The sequence below is a fragment of the Nocardia sp. NPDC127526 genome (assembly GCF_042672265.1).
Taxonomy (GTDB): Bacteria; Actinomycetota; Actinomycetes; order Mycobacteriales; family Mycobacteriaceae; genus Nocardia.
This window is the reverse complement of record NZ_JBHXVO010000034.1, coordinates 25,034-40,626: the sequence shown is the minus strand read 5'-3', so window position 1 is coordinate 40,626 and position 15,593 is coordinate 25,034. Positions and strand designations below refer to the sequence as shown.

General features: G+C 68.2%; 17 protein-coding genes. 4 read left to right on the top strand and 13 right to left on the bottom strand.

Annotation, left to right across the window (positions count from 1 at the left end):
* Window positions 1-86: 86 nt before the first annotated feature.
* The 5 genes from pafA to dop all read right to left on the bottom strand — a co-directional run bounded on the left by pafA (window position 87) and on the right by dop (window position 5,290).
* The gene (gene pafA, locus ACFVIV_RS34050; RefSeq protein WP_218021039.1) at window positions 87-1,445 is read right to left on the bottom strand and encodes a Pup--protein ligase; all 1,359 of its coding nucleotides are present in this window, start codon (window positions 1,443-1,445) and stop codon (window positions 87-89) included.
* A 262-nt stretch (window positions 1,446-1,707) separates the two neighbouring features.
* Window positions 1,708-2,481 carry a proteasome subunit alpha gene (gene prcA, locus ACFVIV_RS34045; protein ID WP_379203575.1) on the bottom strand — a complete coding sequence of 258 codons (774 nt, stop codon included), beginning with the start codon at window positions 2,479-2,481 and terminating at the stop codon, window positions 1,708-1,710.
* Window positions 2,478-3,338, bottom strand: coding sequence for a proteasome subunit beta (prcB, locus tag ACFVIV_RS34040; RefSeq protein ID WP_379203573.1), 861 nt, complete (start codon window positions 3,336-3,338; stop codon window positions 2,478-2,480). Before prcB ends, prcA begins: the two co-directional genes overlap by 4 nt.
* Window positions 3,335-3,529, bottom strand: coding sequence for a ubiquitin-like protein Pup (locus ACFVIV_RS34035; RefSeq protein ID WP_067536347.1), 195 nt, complete (start codon window positions 3,527-3,529; stop codon window positions 3,335-3,337). The genes prcB and ACFVIV_RS34035 overlap by 4 nt, the downstream gene beginning before the upstream one ends.
* 258 nt (window positions 3,530-3,787) lie before the next feature.
* A complete protein-coding gene (gene dop, locus ACFVIV_RS34030) occupies window positions 3,788-5,290 on the bottom strand; it encodes a depupylase/deamidase Dop (protein WP_379203571.1) in 1,503 nt (500 codons plus the stop codon).
* Between the two features lie 143 nt (window positions 5,291-5,433).
* Between dop and ACFVIV_RS34025 the strand changes: the two genes are divergently transcribed.
* The gene (locus ACFVIV_RS34025; protein WP_379203569.1) at window positions 5,434-6,663 is read left to right on the top strand and encodes a DUF418 domain-containing protein; all 1,230 of its coding nucleotides are present in this window, start codon (window positions 5,434-5,436) and stop codon (window positions 6,661-6,663) included.
* Window positions 6,664-6,720: 57 nt separating this feature from the next.
* On the opposite strand, the gene ACFVIV_RS34020 is transcribed toward ACFVIV_RS34025, so the two are convergent.
* From ACFVIV_RS34020 to ACFVIV_RS34005, 4 genes are all read right to left on the bottom strand, one after another.
* Window positions 6,721-7,080, bottom strand: a complete 360-nt coding sequence (locus tag ACFVIV_RS34020) for a hypothetical protein (RefSeq protein WP_379203567.1) — start codon at window positions 7,078-7,080, stop codon at window positions 6,721-6,723.
* An 89-nt stretch (window positions 7,081-7,169) separates the two neighbouring features.
* Window positions 7,170-8,744 (bottom strand): FAD-dependent monooxygenase, encoded by a 1,575-nt coding sequence (locus ACFVIV_RS34015; protein WP_379203565.1) that lies wholly within the window; start codon window positions 8,742-8,744, stop codon window positions 7,170-7,172.
* Entirely contained in the window at window positions 8,741-9,385 is a 645-nt protein-coding gene (locus ACFVIV_RS34010; protein WP_379203563.1) for a TetR/AcrR family transcriptional regulator, read from the bottom strand. Before ACFVIV_RS34010 ends, ACFVIV_RS34015 begins: the two co-directional genes overlap by 4 nt.
* 54 nt (window positions 9,386-9,439) lie before the next feature.
* Window positions 9,440-10,147, bottom strand: coding sequence for a TetR/AcrR family transcriptional regulator (locus tag ACFVIV_RS34005; protein WP_379203562.1), 708 nt, complete (start codon window positions 10,145-10,147; stop codon window positions 9,440-9,442).
* 96 nt (window positions 10,148-10,243) lie between these two features.
* On the opposite strand from ACFVIV_RS34005, the gene ACFVIV_RS34000 reads away from it, so the two are divergent.
* Both ACFVIV_RS34000 and ACFVIV_RS33995 read left to right on the top strand, forming a co-directional pair.
* Window positions 10,244-11,155 (top strand): diiron oxygenase, encoded by a 912-nt coding sequence (locus tag ACFVIV_RS34000; protein ID WP_379203561.1) that lies wholly within the window; start codon window positions 10,244-10,246, stop codon window positions 11,153-11,155.
* Entirely contained in the window at window positions 11,152-11,496 is a 345-nt protein-coding gene (locus ACFVIV_RS33995) for a DUF4873 domain-containing protein (RefSeq protein WP_379203560.1), read from the top strand. The genes ACFVIV_RS34000 and ACFVIV_RS33995 overlap by 4 nt, the downstream gene beginning before the upstream one ends.
* 10 nt (window positions 11,497-11,506) lie before the next feature.
* Here the strand turns inward: ACFVIV_RS33995 and ACFVIV_RS33990 are convergent, their stop codons facing one another.
* Entirely contained in the window at window positions 11,507-11,848 is a 342-nt protein-coding gene (locus ACFVIV_RS33990; RefSeq protein WP_379203637.1) for a nuclear transport factor 2 family protein, read from the bottom strand.
* 57 nt (window positions 11,849-11,905) lie between these two features.
* The gene (locus tag ACFVIV_RS33985; RefSeq protein ID WP_379203558.1) at window positions 11,906-12,595 is read right to left on the bottom strand and encodes a TetR/AcrR family transcriptional regulator; all 690 of its coding nucleotides are present in this window, start codon (window positions 12,593-12,595) and stop codon (window positions 11,906-11,908) included.
* A gap of 131 nt (window positions 12,596-12,726) precedes the next feature.
* Here ACFVIV_RS33985 and ACFVIV_RS33980 point away from each other — a divergent pair, with 131 nt between their 5' ends.
* On the top strand, window positions 12,727-13,182 hold the full coding sequence (locus ACFVIV_RS33980; protein ID WP_379203556.1) for a nitroreductase/quinone reductase family protein: 456 nt from the start codon (window positions 12,727-12,729) through the stop codon (window positions 13,180-13,182).
* A gap of 62 nt (window positions 13,183-13,244) precedes the next feature.
* On the opposite strand, the gene ACFVIV_RS33975 is transcribed toward ACFVIV_RS33980, so the two are convergent.
* Both ACFVIV_RS33975 and ACFVIV_RS33970 read right to left on the bottom strand, forming a co-directional pair.
* Entirely contained in the window at window positions 13,245-13,604 is a 360-nt protein-coding gene (locus ACFVIV_RS33975) for an arsenate reductase family protein (protein ID WP_379203554.1), read from the bottom strand.
* A 17-nt stretch (window positions 13,605-13,621) separates the two neighbouring features.
* Window positions 13,622-15,433 (bottom strand): hypothetical protein, encoded by a 1,812-nt coding sequence (locus ACFVIV_RS33970; protein ID WP_379203552.1) that lies wholly within the window; start codon window positions 15,431-15,433, stop codon window positions 13,622-13,624.
* Window positions 15,434-15,593: the final 160 nt, after the last annotated feature.

The window sequence follows — 15,593 nt, the reverse complement described above, 5'->3', positions numbered from 1 at the left end:
CCCTCGCGGCCGCCCCCCCCCCCCCCCCCCAATCCCGCCGGGGTGGGGGGCCCACCCCCCCGAGAGCCCCCCGAGAGGTGGGATTCCTACATCGACGCGATGAGCCGGTCCACCCGCTCGTCGACCGAGCGGAACGGGTCCTTGCAGAGCACCGTGCGCTGGGCCTGATCGTTCAGCTTGAGGTGCACCCAGTCGACGGTGAAGTCGCGGCCCGCCTCCTGAGCGGCGGTAATGAAATCACCGCGTAGCTTGGCGCGCGTGGTCTGCGGCGGCGTGGTGACCGCGGCGTCGACCGCCTCGTCCTCGGTGACCCGCTTGGCCAGACCCTTGCGCTGCAGCAGGTCGAACACGCCGCGGCCGCGCTTGATGTCGTGATAGGCCAGATCCAGCTGGGCGATCTTGGGATCGGACAGCTCCATGCTGTAGCGGTCCTGATAGCGCTGGAACAGCTTGCGCTTGATCACCCAGTCGATCTCGGTGTCCACCTTGGCGAAATCCTGCGCCTCGACCGCGTCGAGCGTGCGGCCCCACAGATCCACCACCGCGTCCACCTGCGGATCGCGATCGCGGTTGCGCAGGTGCTCGACGGCGCGGGCGTAGTACTCGCGCTGGATGTCGAGGGCGCTGGCCTGCCGCCCGCCCGCCAGCCGCACCGGACGGCGGCCGGTGAGATCGTGCGAGACCTCGCGGATGGCGCGAATCGGATTGTCCAGGGCGAAGTCTCGGAACGCGACGCCCGCCTCGATCATCTCCAGCACCAGCGAGGCGGTGCCCACCTTGAGCATGGTGGTCGGCTCGGCCATATTCGAATCGCCGACGATCACATGCAGGCGGCGGTACTTCTCGGCATCGGCGTGCGGCTCATCGCGGGTATTGATGATCGGCCGCGACCGCGTGGTCGCCGAGGAGACGCCCTCCCAGATGTGCTCGGCCCGCTGCGACAGGCAGAACGTGGCCGCCTTGGGCGTCTGCAGCACCTTGCCGGCGCCGCAGATGAGCTGGCGGGTCACCAGGAACGGCAGCAGCACGTCCGAGATGCGGGAGAACTCGCCGGCCCGCACGACCAGGAAGTTCTCGTGGCATCCGTAGGAGTTGCCCGCCGAGTCGGTGTTGTTCTTGAACAGGTAGATGTCGCCGCCGATGCCTTCCTCGGCGAGACGCTGTTCGGCGTCGATGAGCAGATCCTCCAGGACCCGTTCACCGGCGCGGTCATGAGTGACCAGCTGCACCAAGCTGTCGCACTCGGCCGTCGCGTACTCCGGATGCGAACCGACATCGAGGTAGAGCCGGGCGCCGTTGCGGAGGAACACGTTGGAACTACGGCCCCAGGAAACCACCCGGCGGAACAAGTACCGGGCCACCTCGTCAGGACTCAACCGACGGTGACCGTGGAAGGTGCACGTCACCCCGAATTCGGTTTCGATCCCCATGATTCGTCGCTGCACACCATCGACATTACAGCGGTCGGAAGCCGCATAAGGGCGGTGTCGGACAGCCGATGCAAACGTATTCACAACGATTTAGCACGAGATGCAACGTCGCAGGCCCTGTCACCTGCCAAAAACCAAGCCCCCTTTGCACTCTGCTCATCCGAGTGCAAACACTCGCCCCCGCCGAGTGCAATGCGAAAACATGCGCGCGGACAGAGAAAATGCCGGGCCGCGAACCATTTGGCTCGCGGCCCGGCATTTTGCGAATTTCCCAGCGCTAGGACGGATCTCCCGCGCCCGGCTTGTCCTCTTCCGCCGCGGCTTTGGCGGTGGAGGGTTTACCGGTGATCAGTTGTTGCAGGGCCGAACCGCTGATGCGGCGGAAGGCGCGACGCGGGCGGGCCTGCTCCAGCGTCGCCACCTCGAGGGAGGAGACGCCGATGGTGCGCTTGTCCTTGTCGCTGCCGCCCTCCGGGGTGGCCTTCTGCAGCGCACCGACCGCCACCGTGATGGCGGAATGCAGGTCCATGCCCGCCTTGTAGGTGCCCTTGAGCGCGGTGACGATGGGGTCGGTGTTGCCGCCCATCACCACGAATTCGCGTTCGTCGACAATGGATCCGTCGAAATTGATGCGGTACAGCACCGAGTTCGACGCCTGCTCCGGATAGCCCACCTCGGCGACGCAGATCTCCACCTCGAACGGCTTGAGCTGGTCGGTGAAGATGGAACCGAGGCTCTGCGCGTACAGGTTGGCCAGGAACCGGCCGGTCACATCCCGCCGGTCGAACTGGTACCCGCGCAGATCCGCCTGCAGGATGCCGCCGCGGCGCAGGCTCTCGAACTCGTTGTACTTGCCGACCGCGGCGAAACCGACACGGTCGTACAACTCACTCACCTTGTGGAGGGTGGCCGAGGGGTTCTCGGCCACGAACACCACACCCTTGTCGTACACCAGAACGATGACACTGCGGCCCCGTGCGATGCCCTTGCGCGCAAGTTCGGTCTTGTCGCGCATGATCTGTTCGGCCGACGCGTAGTACGGCAGTGTCATGCTTCACCGATCCCTTCCGCGGCCGCCGCGGCACGCTCGTCCACCATCGCCCGCGTGATCTCCTTCAGACGCTCGTCGGAGACCTCCTCCGCGCCCTCGGAGTCGATGACGATCGCCGTCGGGTAGATGTTGCGCATGGTGTCGGGACCACCGGTGGCGGTGTCGTCGTCGGCCGCGTCGAACAGCGACTCGATGGCGATGCGCAATGCCTTGTCCTGATCGATGCCGCGGGCGTAGGTCTTCTTGAGCGAAGACTTGGCGAACAGCGAACCGGAACCGACCGCGGTGTAGCCGAAGCGCTCTTCGCTGCGACCGCCGACCACGTCGTAGGAGATGATGCGGCCGGCCTTGTCCGGGTCCTGCTGGTCCGGGTCGTAGCCGACCAGCAGCGGCACCACCGCCAGGCCCTGCAGGGCCGCGGGCAGGTGGTCGCGCACCATTTTGGAGAGTTTGTTGGCCTTGCCGTCGAAGGTGAGGGGGACGCCCTCGATCTTCTCGTAGTACTCCAGCTCCACCGCGAACAGGCGGATCATCTCGATCGCCATGCCCGCGGTGCCCGCGATGCCGGCCGCGGAGAAGGTGTCGGTGATGTACACCTTCTCGATATCGCGGCTGGCCAGCAGGTTGCCCTGAGTTGCCCGGCGGTCGCCCGCGATCAGCACGCCGCCGCGGTAGGACACCGCGACGATGGTGGTGCCGTGCGGGGCGATGTCCGCCGGGGCGGCACTCACCGGATGGCCGCCGTCGGACCGGAAACTGTTGGCGGGCAACAGTTCCGGGGCGTACATCCGCAGGTACTCGGAGAAGGAGGAGAGGGCGAACCCCGTTTGGAGCCGCAGGGGATCACCTTGGGTCACTGGCCGCCCTTCTGAACGTAGGCGCGCACGAAGTCCTCCGCGTTCTCCTCCAGAACGTCGTCGATCTCGTCGAGCAGGTCGTCGGTTTCCTCGGCCAGTTTCTCGCGCCGCTCCTGCCCCGCGGCACCGTCACCGACGGGGCCCTCGTCCTCGTCGCCACCACCGGCGCGCTTGGTCTGCTCTTGTGCCATAGCAGCCGACCTCCTCTGTGATCATCGGCGAGCACCGGAGAAAGTCCGATGCCCGTCCCCCAACACTACCCAGCGGCGGGGACAACATGCCGGATTAACCGCAATGTGCCCTGCCCGCTACCTCTCGGAAGCTCCCGGGCGCAAACTCCCCGGGACACCCGGAGAATGACCTTGGAGCGGGCCGCCAAACCTCGAAATCGGGTTGGCGGCCCGGCTCCGGAACCGTGGAATTCTCCGCGGCAGGCCGATTGATTCCGCTCAGCGCGTGAGCTGTTGCACCAGGTCGGCGGCGGTATCCACGCCGTCCAGAAGTTTGCCGACATGCTGCTTGGTGCCGCGGCGCGGCTCCAGGGTCGGGATGCGGACCAGGGAGTCCCCGCCCAGGTCGAAGATCACCGAATCCCAGCTGGCGGCGGCGATGTCCGCGCCGAAGCGGCGGAGACATTCGCCACGGAAGTAGGCGCGAGTGTCGGTGGGCGGGTTGGTCATTGCGTCCACGACCTGCTGCTCGGTGACCAGGCGCTGCATGGAGCCGCGGGCCACGAGGCGGTTGTAGAGGCCCTTGTCGAGGCGCACGTCGGAGTACTGCAGGTCCATGAGGTGCAGCTTGGGCGCGGCCCAGTTCAGGCCCTCACGGTTGCGCATGCCTTCCAGCAGACGGAGTTTCGCGGTCCAGTCGAGCAGGTCCGCGGTCTCCATGGGATCGCGCTCGAGCAGATCCAGGACGTGCGCCCACTTTTCGATGATGTCCTGCACCCGGGCGTCGTTGTTGCCGCCGGTGCGGTCCATGAACTTCTCGACGCGGTCGAGGTAGATGCGTTGCAGGGCAAGGCCGGTCAGCTCGCGGCCGTCGGCCAGGGCGACGGTGGCGCGCAGGCTGGGATCGTGGCTGATGGTGTGCACGGCGGTGACCGGGCGGGCCAGTTGCAGATCCGAGAGGTCCTCGCCGGCCTCGATCAGGTCCAGGACCAGGGCGGTGGTGCCGACCTTCAGGTAGGTGGACCATTCCGAGAGGTTGGCGTCGCCGATGATGACGTGCAGGCGGCGGTATTTGTCGGCGTCGGCGTGCGGTTCGTCGCGGGTGTTGATGATGCCGCGCTTGAGCGTGGTCTCCAGGCCGACCTCGACCTCGATGTAGTCGGCGCGCTGGGACAGCTGGAAACCGGGCTGATCACCGGACTGGCCCAGGCCCACCCGGCCGGAGCCGCACACCACCTGGCGGGAGACGAAGAACGGGGTCAGGCCCAGGATGATCTGGTTGAACGGGGTCTCGCGGCTCATGAGGTAGTTCTCATGGGTGCCGTAGGAGGCGCCCTTGCCGTCGGTGTTGTTCTTGTACAGCTGCATGCGCGGGGCGCCGGGCACGCTGGAGGCGTAGCGGGCGGCGGCCTCCATCACACGCTCGCCCGCTTTGTCCCAGATGACCGCATCCAGGGGGTCGGTGACCTCGGGCGCGGAATACTCCGGGTGGGCGTGGTCGACGTAGAGGCGGGCCCCATTGGTGAGGATCATGTTCGCCGCGCCGACCTCGTCGGCATCGATGACCGGCGCGGGCCCGTTGAGCCGCCCCAGATCGAAACCGCGCGCGTCGCGCAGCGGAGACTCCACCTCGTAGTCCCAGCGGGTGCGCTTGGCGCGCGGCACGCCTTCGGCCGCGGCGTAGGCGAGCACCGCCTGGGTGGACGTGAGAATCGGGTTGGCCGACGGCTCCGAAGGCGTCGAAATGCCGTACTCGACCTCGATTCCGATGATGCGCTGCATAAGTCCGAGCCTAGGCGACGACGCTGGGAATCGGGCGCGAGCGGGTCATCCGTGGCGTGGACGCCGGGTCATTCGTGCGGCGTAGGCGTGATCGTTCTCCCGGGCGATCCGCGCTGACCTGGCCCGACGGCACAATTGCACGCATGGTCGAACCGGTACCCTCGCCGCGGCACGCGCGCCCGGCCCGCACAGTCACCGCCGACCCGAATCCCGTTCCCGCCGCGCCCCGTTCGGGCCGGCTGCCCGCGCTGGACGTGCTGCGCGGCATCGCGATTCTGGGCACGCTGGGCACCAATATCTGGATCTTCACCAACTATGAGGGGCTGCTCGGCTACATCTCGCAGGAGAACGAGCCGACCGGTGCGTGGCTGTGGGCCGAACGGGTGCTGCAGCAGCTGGCGCAGGGCAAGTTCCTGGGGCTGCTCACCATTATGTTCGGCATCGGGCTGGCCATTCAGCAGCGCTCGGCGGTGCGCGGCGGACGACCGTGGCCGGGCAAGTACCCGTGGCGGGCGGGGCTGCTGTTCCTCGACGGCTTCCTGAACTTCCTGCTGGTCGCCGAATTCGATGTCCTGATGGGTTACGCCCTCACCGGTCTGGTGGTGGCGTTCGTCCTGGCCACCGGCCCGAAGGCGCAGCGGCGCTGGCTGATCGTCGCGGCGAGCATCCACACCGCCGTGCTCACGCTCATCGCGGTCGGCATGGCCTTCGATTCCCGGTCGCCGTCGGAGCGGCCGCAACCCGAGGCGCTCGACCCGAATCCCTATGCGGACGGCTCGTTCTGGGATCTGGTGGTGTTCCGGCTGGACCACGCGGCCATGTTCCGGCTGGAGGCGGTGTTCATCTTCCCGATGTCCATCGCACTGTTCCTGCTCGGCGCGCGGCTGTTCCGGGCCGGGGTGTTCGAGGCCGAGGGCGCGCGAATCCGCAAGCGGCTCATGATCATCGGCCTCGGCATCGCCGCACCGCTGGACATGGCGCTCGGCGTCGCGGGCGGCGGCGACCTGATCCTGTTCACCCGCTACGGCACCGCGCCGTTCGTCGCGCTGGGCATCCTGGCGCTGGTCGCCGAGTTCTACACCCGCCGTCCCGCTCCGGGCCTGGTGGCACGGCGGTTCTCCGAGGTCGGCCGGATGGCGCTGAGCTGCTACATCCTGCAGAACCTGGTGGCGGGCGCGATCTGCTACGGCTGGGGTCTGGGTCTGACCGGATTGGTGTCCGCCCAGGCGCGGGTGCCGTTCACCGTCGGGGTGTACGTGCTGGTCTCCGCGCTCATGATGGTCTTCGCCCACTTCTGGCTGCGGCGCTTCGAGCGCGGACCGGTGGAATGGATGTGGAACGCCAGCTACCGTGCGCTCGCCGAGCGCGGCTGAAGACAATCGCTGATCGGCCCGGACTCCGGCTTCGGGCCGACCAGCGCGCGGGCTGGATCAGCCCGCTGATCCGGTGGGCACCTGGGAGCGCGGCGCCGCGCCGGTGATACTCCAGCTCCCCTCCAGGTCGCCGGGTGCGCACGACAGTGCCAGGTTCACGCTGGTATGGGGTTCGGCCCACTCGCTGCCGGTGACGTAATCGGTCGACCAGACACCGGTGAGGGTGTTCATGGTGCTGCAACTGATCTGCGCGGAGATCAGATAGGCCTCGTCGTTGTCATTGGTGCAAGTCGTGCCCTCACACCAGACGCCGGGCGCGACGTAGAAGGCCGCGGCGGCCGAGGGCGCGAGCACAATCGCTGCGGCACAAGACATCCCCGCGATGGCCGCCAAGCCTGCGAAAGTCCGAGATCTCATCGATTTCCTCCCCCGAGAACGAATCGCTTCACTGACAGACATTTCCAGTTATCCGGCCGGATGGCAAGCGAATTACGCTCCGCCGCTGGTCATCTCACATACGGGGTGGCCGCCACCGGGGTACCGAGCCAGCGGCCGAGCGCAGCGCGCAGCGACGCGAGGTCACCGGCGCTGGGATCCGGTGCGGTGGACATCCAGGCCACGTAGGTGTCGGGTCGCAGCAAGAGCGCGCTGACACCGCGCACCGGCGGCGTCGCGCGGCCCGCGATGACGTCCACCCGGTCACCCCATTCCGGCACCGCCGCCGACACCACGCCGCCTTCGGTCAGGTCCACGAGCAAAGGTCTTGCCGCTCTGGTCAATTCGGCAATTCGGACGGTGCTGCCGTCGATGTCGAGCTCCAGGTCGGGTGCGACCCGCCCGACGAGCGGGTGTGCGTCGGGATCGCCCATGTCGTAACGGATATCGGAGCCCGCGAGCAGGTCGGCGATGCGCTGGACCGCCGGTTCGTCGGCCAGCAGTTCGGCGAAGACCTCCCGCAGAGCGGTGACGTCCGAGCCCGGAGCTTGCAGCGCCGCCTGGGTCCGGGCCGAGCGCAGGGTGCGGCGAGCCGCCTGGCCCCGTTCGGTGTCGTAGCTGTCCAGGAGTCCGGCGGGGGCTTCGCCCTTGATCTCGGCGGCGAGTTTCCAGCCGAGGTTGATGGCGTCCTGCAAGCCCAGATTGAGCCCCGGACCGCCGCCGGTGGCGAAGACGTGGGCGGCGTCGCCGGCGAGGAAGATCCGCCTGTCGCGGAATCGCTCGGCGACGCGGGTGTGGCCGCCTGCCATGCGCCGCAAGGCATGTGGGCCGTCACCGGCGGGCGGTTCGAGGGGCACCGGGACGCCGAGGACCCGGGCGATGCTCGCCGCCATCTCGTCGAGGCTCATCGGCTCGGCCGGTTCGGGTTGATCCCATTCGATGGTGCTGAGCAGTGGCGCACGGCCGGGGAAGGGCGCCCAGGCGAAACCGCCGCGCTCGGTGCGCAGCGGCAGGAACGGGCGGATATCGCCGTAGCCGGGGACGTGCAGCATTCCGGTCGCGGCCTCCACCCATTCGGATGGCACGCTCGCGTTCGCGATGCGAGTGAGGGTGCGGTCGTAATGCATTCCCGGGAAGTCGATTCCGGACATCTTGCGGGTCACGCTGTGCGCGCCCTCCGCGCCGACCAGATATCGGGCGCGTAGGCGGTGCACTCCTTCGGCATCCGAAACCTCGACGGTCACACCGTCTTCATCCTGTTCGAAGCCGAGCAGTTCGGTGCCCCAGCGAATCTCGGCGCCCAGCTCCACAGCGCGATCGCGCAGCACCTCCACTTGGCGCGGCTGCGGCACCGCCAGGGTGTGGATGGGACTGTGCTCGAGCAGGCTCAAATCCAGTGGGAGCGCGGCGAACATGAAATAGGAGGAGTTGGGCTGCGGCGGGCCGGGCGGGCCGCCGAGGCGCTCGTAGAGACCGCGGCGATCCATCATCGGCACCACCTGGCCGACCAGGCCATTGGCTTTGGCCTCGCCGCTGGGTTCGGGCAGCCGGTCCAGGACCAGGGCGCCCGCCCCCGCGAGGCGGAGTTCACCGGCCAGCATCAGGCCGACCGGCCCCGCTCCGGCGATGATCACATCGAAGGTCATGACTTCTCCTGAAGGACAGTGGTTTTAGGCGGCGGGACCGGCAGGCCCGCGGCCAGTTGTTCGAGTGCTTCGCGCAGCAGCGGCAGCACCGGCTGCGGCGGATGCGCGCGCAGGCTGTGGTCGATGGCGGCGGAGCAGGCCGCTCCGATCGCGGCGGCCGCGAGATTCGGATACAGATCGCGTCCGGCGTCGGTGCCGGTGCGCGCGGCCACCGCCGCGGCCAGGGTGCGCTCGGCGACGGCATTCGCCTCGAGCACGGCGGACTGCACGGCGGGTTGGCCGAGCATGAGCTGGATGCCATCGGCCCACTCGCGGCCTTCGGGGCGGTCGTCGCGCTGCTGCCCGAGCGCGAACCGGTCCAGGACCGCGGCGATCACCGCCTCCCACAGCGGTTCGGATTCCGGCCGTTGCAGAAGTTCCTCCGCCATTTGCTCCATGCGCTCGAGATGCCGCGAGGCGACGGCTTCGGCCTTGCTGGAGAAGTAGTTGCGGAAGGTTCGCACGGAGACATTGGCCGCGGCGGCGATGTCCTCCACCGTCACGTTGTCCCAGCCGCGTTCGACGCTGAGCCGGATGGTCGCGAGGCTCAGCGCGAGCCGGGTTTCCCGTTTCTTGCGCTCGCGCAGACCGATTTCACCCATGCCATCCAGGGTACAGAAACTTGCCGCCGAGGTAAATTTTCTATTACGGCAAAATTATGAGCGAAGCGCCTCCGTGCGCGAGAGCAGCTCGGAGATGACGGTGTCGCGATCCAGCGGCACATCCAGGCTGCGGGCATTGCCCTCCAGCAGGGCCAGCACGGATTCGGTGAGAATGCCTTCGACTTGCTCACTGGTGAGCGCGGATTCGGCACGCCAGTTGTTGACCACGCCGTCGACGAACCCGACCATGCCGAAGGCCATGGGGCGGGCGCGATTCCGGTCCAGGCCGAAGCGGGCCAGGGTGTCGGCGAACAGGTCGGCGAGCTGACCGCCGATCCGATCGCGGGCTCCGGCCAGGACCGCGGCGGACTCGCCCTGCGGTTCCCCGGCGGCCAGGAAGCGGTGCAGGTTGGGGTGGCGTTCCACCCAGCCGACATAGGTGCCGACGGCGCCGCGCACCGCATCGCGGACGGTGCCGTCCGGCCGCAGGGCCGGAAGCAGTTCGGCCAGCAGGGAATCCAGGATGTGGCGGCGGATGGCCTGATCCAGATCGGCGCGGCCGTCGAAGTGGCGGTAGACCACCGGGCGCGGGACCCGCAGGCGGTCGGCGATCTGCTGCACCGAGATCTCGGTGCCGTTCTCCTCGATGACGGCCAGGGCGGCGTCGAGCATTTCGGCGCGGCGGCGGGCCTTGTGACCGCTCCAGCGGGTGCTGCGACCGTCGGCGGTCGCGGTCGGCTTGCGTGCGCTGGATGCGGTCATTCGCCTCACGATACTCACCCGCCCATTGACCGATACATCATGTACCACTAATCTGAGTGTAACAGCTTGTATCAGTAACTTGAGTCAGGAGCTGCCATGGCCGACAAGGGCGTTGTCATGGGCGAGCGGGCCGCATCGGACGTCTTCGCGCGGCGTTTGCTGATCGGATCGGTGAAGAAGTCCTACGACCCGGTGGTCGATCTGGACTGGGACGCACCGCTGGATCCGGACAAATTCTTCCTGCCGCCGGAGGTGGTCTCGCTGTACGGGACCCCGCTGTGGGAAGCGATGACCCACGAGCAGCGGCGGGAGCTGTCCCGGCAGGAGCTCGCGAATGTGCTGTCGGTGGGCATCTGGTTCGAGAACCTGCTCAACCGGCTGTTGCTGCGCGAGCTCATGGCCAATGATCCGCGCTCCGGGTATTCGCACTACACGCTCACCGAGATGGGCGACGAATGCCGGCACATGATGATGTTCGGCAAGCTCATCGACCGCATCGAGGCCAAGCCGTATTGGCCGAATCGCTATGAGCGCCTGACGATCAGCGCCTTGCAGCTGTTCCTGCGCGGCTCCATGGTGTGGGTGGGCGCGCTGGTGGGCGAGGAGATCTTCGACGCACTTCAGCGGCGCACCCTCGACGATCCGGAACTGCAGCCGCTGGTGGCGCGCGCCATGCGGATTCATGTCACCGAGGAGGCGCGGCACATCGGCTTCGCACGGGATGCGCTGGCGCGGCGGGTGCCGACCATGTCGAGGACCGAGATCGCCTATACGCGGCTGTGTGTCGCGGTCGCCGCTCCCCTGTTCGTGCATCTGCTCACCAATTGGCACATGTACGCGCGCGCCGGAATCGCCGACGGCCGGGCCGCCCGCCGGATGGCGCACGAGAATCCGCACGCCAAACGCGCTTTGGGGCTCGGGGCCGCGAATCTCGGTGCGTTCCTGGACAAGCAGGGTCTCATCGGGCCGATCGGCAAACGCATCTGGAAGCGCCGGGGGCTGCTGTGAGGTGGCAGCGGGGGCGTCGGCGCCGGGGCTATGACGAATGGATCGACTTCCCCGAACCCGAACCAGCGCACGAGTATTCGGGCCCGGCGGTGCTGGACGCCCCCGGCGCCGAGGTGCCGGTGACCGTCACCTTGAACGGTCACCTCGACCCCATCGACGGCAAATTCCATTGGTACGGCCGGGTGGCCGCGGCGGATGGCGTGGACCTGCCCGGTCCGGGTCGCGGACAGGTGTTCCTCACCCTCCCCGGCGGCGCTCCGGCCTCGGGGGCCTTGCAGGAGCGCGACCCCTGGGGGAATCTGCGGATCACCGGAGTCGGGACGCCGCCGTTTCCGGTGTGAACTCCGCAGGTCAGGCAGCCAGGCCCAGGGACGGGTCGCCGGTGTAGACGCGGGCGAGGATCAGCGAATCCTCGAAGATGCGGTACGAGGCGGCCTCGAAGAGCGGGCGGAAGAAGCCGTCCGCCAGCGCATTCCGGTCACGCTGCCCGGCCCACGGGACGATGGCCGGATCGCCGGGGATGGTCCAGGTGGCGTGCTCGGCGATCAGCGCCAGCAGAGCATCCAGGTCCCGCGCGCCGAAGGCGGCGAAGAAGGCGTTGACGGTGGCGTCGGGGGTGGGCGCCCACTCCCGCGGGGCCGGCGCTGGTGGCGCGCGCCCGCACGGTGCTCGCCGAGGCTCAGCATCTCGTATTCCGCAGCGGCGAGGAGAATCCCGTCGTGTCGATGTTTCTCGACCTGGCCGAGGAGATCAGGCCGGCAGGCCCATGAGGTCGGCCATGGCGTCCACGGCGAAGTCGAAGAACGGGCCGGCCGGATCCATGGTGCCGTTGAGCTGACCGAAGACCTCGAAGCTCACCGCGCCGAAGAGCTGGGTCCAGGCGACGACCATGCGGACCACCACGGCGTCGGGCAGGCCGGGGGCGAATTGCCGTGCGATATCGGCGGATTGGGCCGCCAGGTCGGGGTGCACGGAACCCTGCGCTTCGGCGAGAGCGCCGCTCTCCCAGGCGCGGTGCACGATACCGAGCAAGCCGAGCGGGACTCGGGACGCCGGTTCGATGGTCGTTTGCGGGGCCTGGTAGCCGGGAACGGGTGAACCATAGAGCAGTGCGTATTCGTGGGGGTGCACGATCGCCCAGTGCCGCACCGCAGCCGCGGCGGCTCGCCATTGGGCGCGCGGGTTGTCCGCGGTGCCCACGGCAACGGTGACCTCGTCGCCGATGGCGTTATAGGCCTCGATGATCAGCGCCGTGAGCAGATCGTCGCGGCTGGGGAAATAGCGGTACAGCGCGGACGAGACCATGCCCAGTTCGCGCGCGATGGCGCGCAGGGAGAGCGCGGGCGCGCCCGAATCCGCGAGCTGACGGCGGGCCGCATCGGTGATTTCGCGGGTGATCTCGGCTCGGGCTCGTTCGCGGGCGGTGCGAGGGGCGTTCATGGAGACAGTATGCCACGTTTTGGAGCGGTGAAACTTTTCGAGAGCACTGCTCTTGACAGTGAGTGCAGCGGCCATGCACACTGATCACATCAGAGAGCACCGCTCTCGAAGAGCTTGCAAAGGACGCCACCATGAACGCCAACTCCGCCGCCGACCGCTACATCGGCCCCTCCGGTCTGGATCCGGTCATGAACCGCATCTTCAATCTGCTGCCCAAGCTCGGGATCAGCGTGGCCGGGTCCCGGCTGCTGGCGGTGCGCGGACGCAAGAGTGGCGAATGGCGGACCACCATGGTCAATGTGCTCACCACCGCGGACGGCGCGCGGTACCTGGTCGCGCCGCGCGGTCACACGCAGTGGGTGCGGAATCTTCGGGTGGCCGGGTCCGGCGAGCTGCGACTGGGCCGGAGGGCCGAATCCTTCACCGCGGCCGAGCTGGCGGATGCGGACAAGATCCCGGTGCTGCGCGCCTACCTGGAGCGCTGGGGGTGGGAGGTCGGCAAGTTCTTCGAGGGCGTCACCAAGAATGCGAGTGACGCCGAATTGGCCGAGATCGCACCGGGATTCCCGGTGTTTCGAATTGCGTGAGCAAATACCACCAGGTCTCGGGATACGCGTTTGAATCGGTGAGCGCAGTGCGAGAACTCGGATCAGCGCAGGGTGTCGAGGGTTTCGGCGTCGCGCGCCACCATGGCTCGGCCGTCGGCGGTGATGATGATGGGGCGTTGGATCAGGCGCGGGTGGGCGGCCAGGGCTTCGATCCAGCGGTCACGGTCGGCGGCGGTCTTTCCCCACTCGGCGATGCCCAGTTCTTTGGCCTCGGGTTCGGCCGTGCGGGTGATGTCCCAGGGTTCCAGGGCCAGTTTGGCCAGTACGTCGCGGATTTCGGCGGCGGTGGGCGGGTTGTCGAGGTAGCGGCGTTCGATGTAGTCGGTGCCGGATTCGTCGAGAACCGTCTTGGCAGTGCGACTCTTGGAGCACTTCGGGTTATGCCAGATCTCCGTTGCCATAACCCGAAGCCTAGCGATCAGACCCAGTCGACGACCCAGCGGTAGGGGCGCATCCAGTAGAGGCCGGATTCGGGGAGGGGCGCGCCCCAGCGTTCCTCGGCCTGGCCGAGCTGCCAGCGGTATTCGGGAGCCGGTTCGCCCTCGTGGATTTCGTGCAGGTGCCGGCGCCAGGTGTTGAGCATGGCGGGGACGACCTGGGGGTTGTTGGTGAAGGCCCAGTCGACGCTGCGGCCCATGAGGGTGTCGACGGCGTGATTGCTGGCATTGCGGTCGCCGGTGGACAGCGAGTGCAGGAAAGCGGCGACCAAGTTGTAGGCGATGCCGTCGTGGACGGAGGTCTGGCCGTTTTCCAGGGACCAGACGCCCAGGTAGGTGGGGGCCTGTTCGTCGACCCAGACGGCGTGCGCCTCGCTGACGCGGTTGTCGAAGATGAGCGACATGAGCAGGCCGAGAACGGATTTGCCCATGATCAGCGGGTCGGGCTTGCCGGTTTCCATGGCCGCGGCGATGAGGGCGCGGTAGGCGGAGGCGGCCAGGGCGGGGCGCTGGGCTTCCAGGAGGGCGTCGGCGGCTTCGCCGCCCGAGCATTGTTCAGCGGGGGGCTGCTTCGGGCCGGTGTGCGGCGCGGCGCCGGGAATCGGCAGGTACTGGGTCGCGGCGCCGGCGGGCGCACCGGCGCCGAGGTCGGCGAGCGGGCCCAGGCCCGGTAGCGGTTCGGGCGCGGAGAGCGGGCCTGGCGCCGGTGGCGGTCCGGGCGAGAGCAGCGGATCGGGCGTCGGGTGCGGGGTCGGTCCGCCGAATGGGCCGGGCGCCGATAGCGGATCGCGACCCGGCAACGGGCCCGGTCCCCCGACCGGACCCTGACCTGCCAGCGGACCCTGACCTGCCAGCGGTCCCGACCCTCCGGCCGGACCACTTCCTGCCAGCGGACCCGGTCGTCCGACCGGACCTGTTCCGGCTAGCGACTCTGGACCTCCCACCGGACCAGTTCCCGCGAGCGGACCCGGTCCACCGAGCCGACCCGATCCCGCGAACGGTCCCGACCCCGCGAACGGTCCCGAGCCTTCGAGCGGTCCCGACCCTGCCAGCGGTCCCGACCCCGCGAACGGTCCGGAGCCTTCGAGCGGTCCCGACCCTGCCAGCGGCCCGGGCCCTCCCAGCGGGCCGTGGCCCGCGAGCGGGTCGCTCATGGCCGGTGATTTCTGCAGGTAATCGAGTGCCTCGCGGGCGAATTCGTTCTCCTGGCGGCTGAGCCATTCGCGGCCGGCGCGCAGGGTGTCGATGAGGTGTCCGCCGACGCCGTGTTCGATGGCCGCGCAGACGGCGTAGTAACCGTAGGAGCGGTACTCGTCGAATCCCGCTCCCTCGGCCACCAGCAGTTCCGCGTACCGGCTCGCCAGATCGTGCCGTTCGATATCGCCGAGCAGAGTGCAGGCGGTCATGGCGGCCATCAGCACTTCACCGGGTTCGCCGTGGCTGCGGCGCAATTCGATGCAGCGGTCGGCCATGATGACGGCGGTTTCGGCGCGGCCGAGTTGGGTGGCGGCCTCGACGGCCATGGAGTACATGGTGGCGAGGGTGCCGGGCGGGATGTCGGCGGGATAGCGGGCCGGACCGTGTTCGGCCAGGTGCAGGGCCTGTTCGTAATCGCCTGCCGCGAAGGCGGATCGGAAGCGGTAGGAGATGATCCAGCCGTAGTCCTTGGGATCCGGCGGTGTGAGCAGCGCATTGTCGAAGGCCGTGAGCCGGGCCAGCGCCTCGGTGGCGAGTCCCGCTTCCAGCATCCCGCTCGCCTCGTTCATCACTTCGACGAACGCGTTTCGGTCCATGGCTACTTCGCCTTCCCGCAGATTTCAGGCCCGGATCGTATGGCGCACCGGGTTTTACGCGCGGGTAGTGAGGGCAACGTCATAGTTTGGCGCGGCGCGGCATGACCGTTCGACCCCCCGAACCGAGCCACCGTCGTCCACTCATCCTCTCGCTACTCAA

What these genes read in the sequence shown, in the direction of transcription:
- prcA (WP_379203575.1), bottom strand. Translation starts at nt 2,481, where the DNA reads ATGACACTGCCGTACTACGCGTCGGCCGAACAGATCATGCGCGACAAG.
- ACFVIV_RS34035 (WP_067536347.1), bottom strand. Translation starts at nt 3,529, where the DNA reads ATGGCACAAGAGCAGACCAAGCGCGCCGGTGGTGGCGACGAGGACGAG.
- dop (WP_379203571.1), bottom strand. Translation starts at nt 5,290, where the DNA reads ATGCAGCGCATCATCGGAATCGAGGTCGAGTACGGCATTTCGACGCCT.
- ACFVIV_RS34025 (WP_379203569.1), top strand. Translation starts at nt 5,434, where the DNA reads ATGGTCGAACCGGTACCCTCGCCGCGGCACGCGCGCCCGGCCCGCACA.
- ACFVIV_RS34020 (WP_379203567.1), bottom strand. Translation starts at nt 7,080, where the DNA reads ATGAGATCTCGGACTTTCGCAGGCTTGGCGGCCATCGCGGGGATGTCT.
- ACFVIV_RS34015 (WP_379203565.1), bottom strand. Translation starts at nt 8,744, where the DNA reads ATGACCTTCGATGTGATCATCGCCGGAGCGGGGCCGGTCGGCCTGATG.
- ACFVIV_RS34010 (WP_379203563.1), bottom strand. Translation starts at nt 9,385, where the DNA reads ATGGGTGAAATCGGTCTGCGCGAGCGCAAGAAACGGGAAACCCGGCTC.
- ACFVIV_RS34005 (WP_379203562.1), bottom strand. Translation starts at nt 10,147, where the DNA reads ATGACCGCATCCAGCGCACGCAAGCCGACCGCGACCGCCGACGGTCGC.
- ACFVIV_RS34000 (WP_379203561.1), top strand. Translation starts at nt 10,244, where the DNA reads ATGGCCGACAAGGGCGTTGTCATGGGCGAGCGGGCCGCATCGGACGTC.
- ACFVIV_RS33985 (WP_379203558.1), bottom strand. Translation starts at nt 12,595, where the DNA reads ATGAACGCCCCTCGCACCGCCCGCGAACGAGCCCGAGCCGAGATCACC.
- ACFVIV_RS33980 (WP_379203556.1), top strand. Translation starts at nt 12,727, where the DNA reads ATGAACGCCAACTCCGCCGCCGACCGCTACATCGGCCCCTCCGGTCTG.
- ACFVIV_RS33975 (WP_379203554.1), bottom strand. Translation starts at nt 13,604, where the DNA reads ATGGCAACGGAGATCTGGCATAACCCGAAGTGCTCCAAGAGTCGCACT.
- ACFVIV_RS33970 (WP_379203552.1), bottom strand. Translation starts at nt 15,433, where the DNA reads ATGGACCGAAACGCGTTCGTCGAAGTGATGAACGAGGCGAGCGGGATG.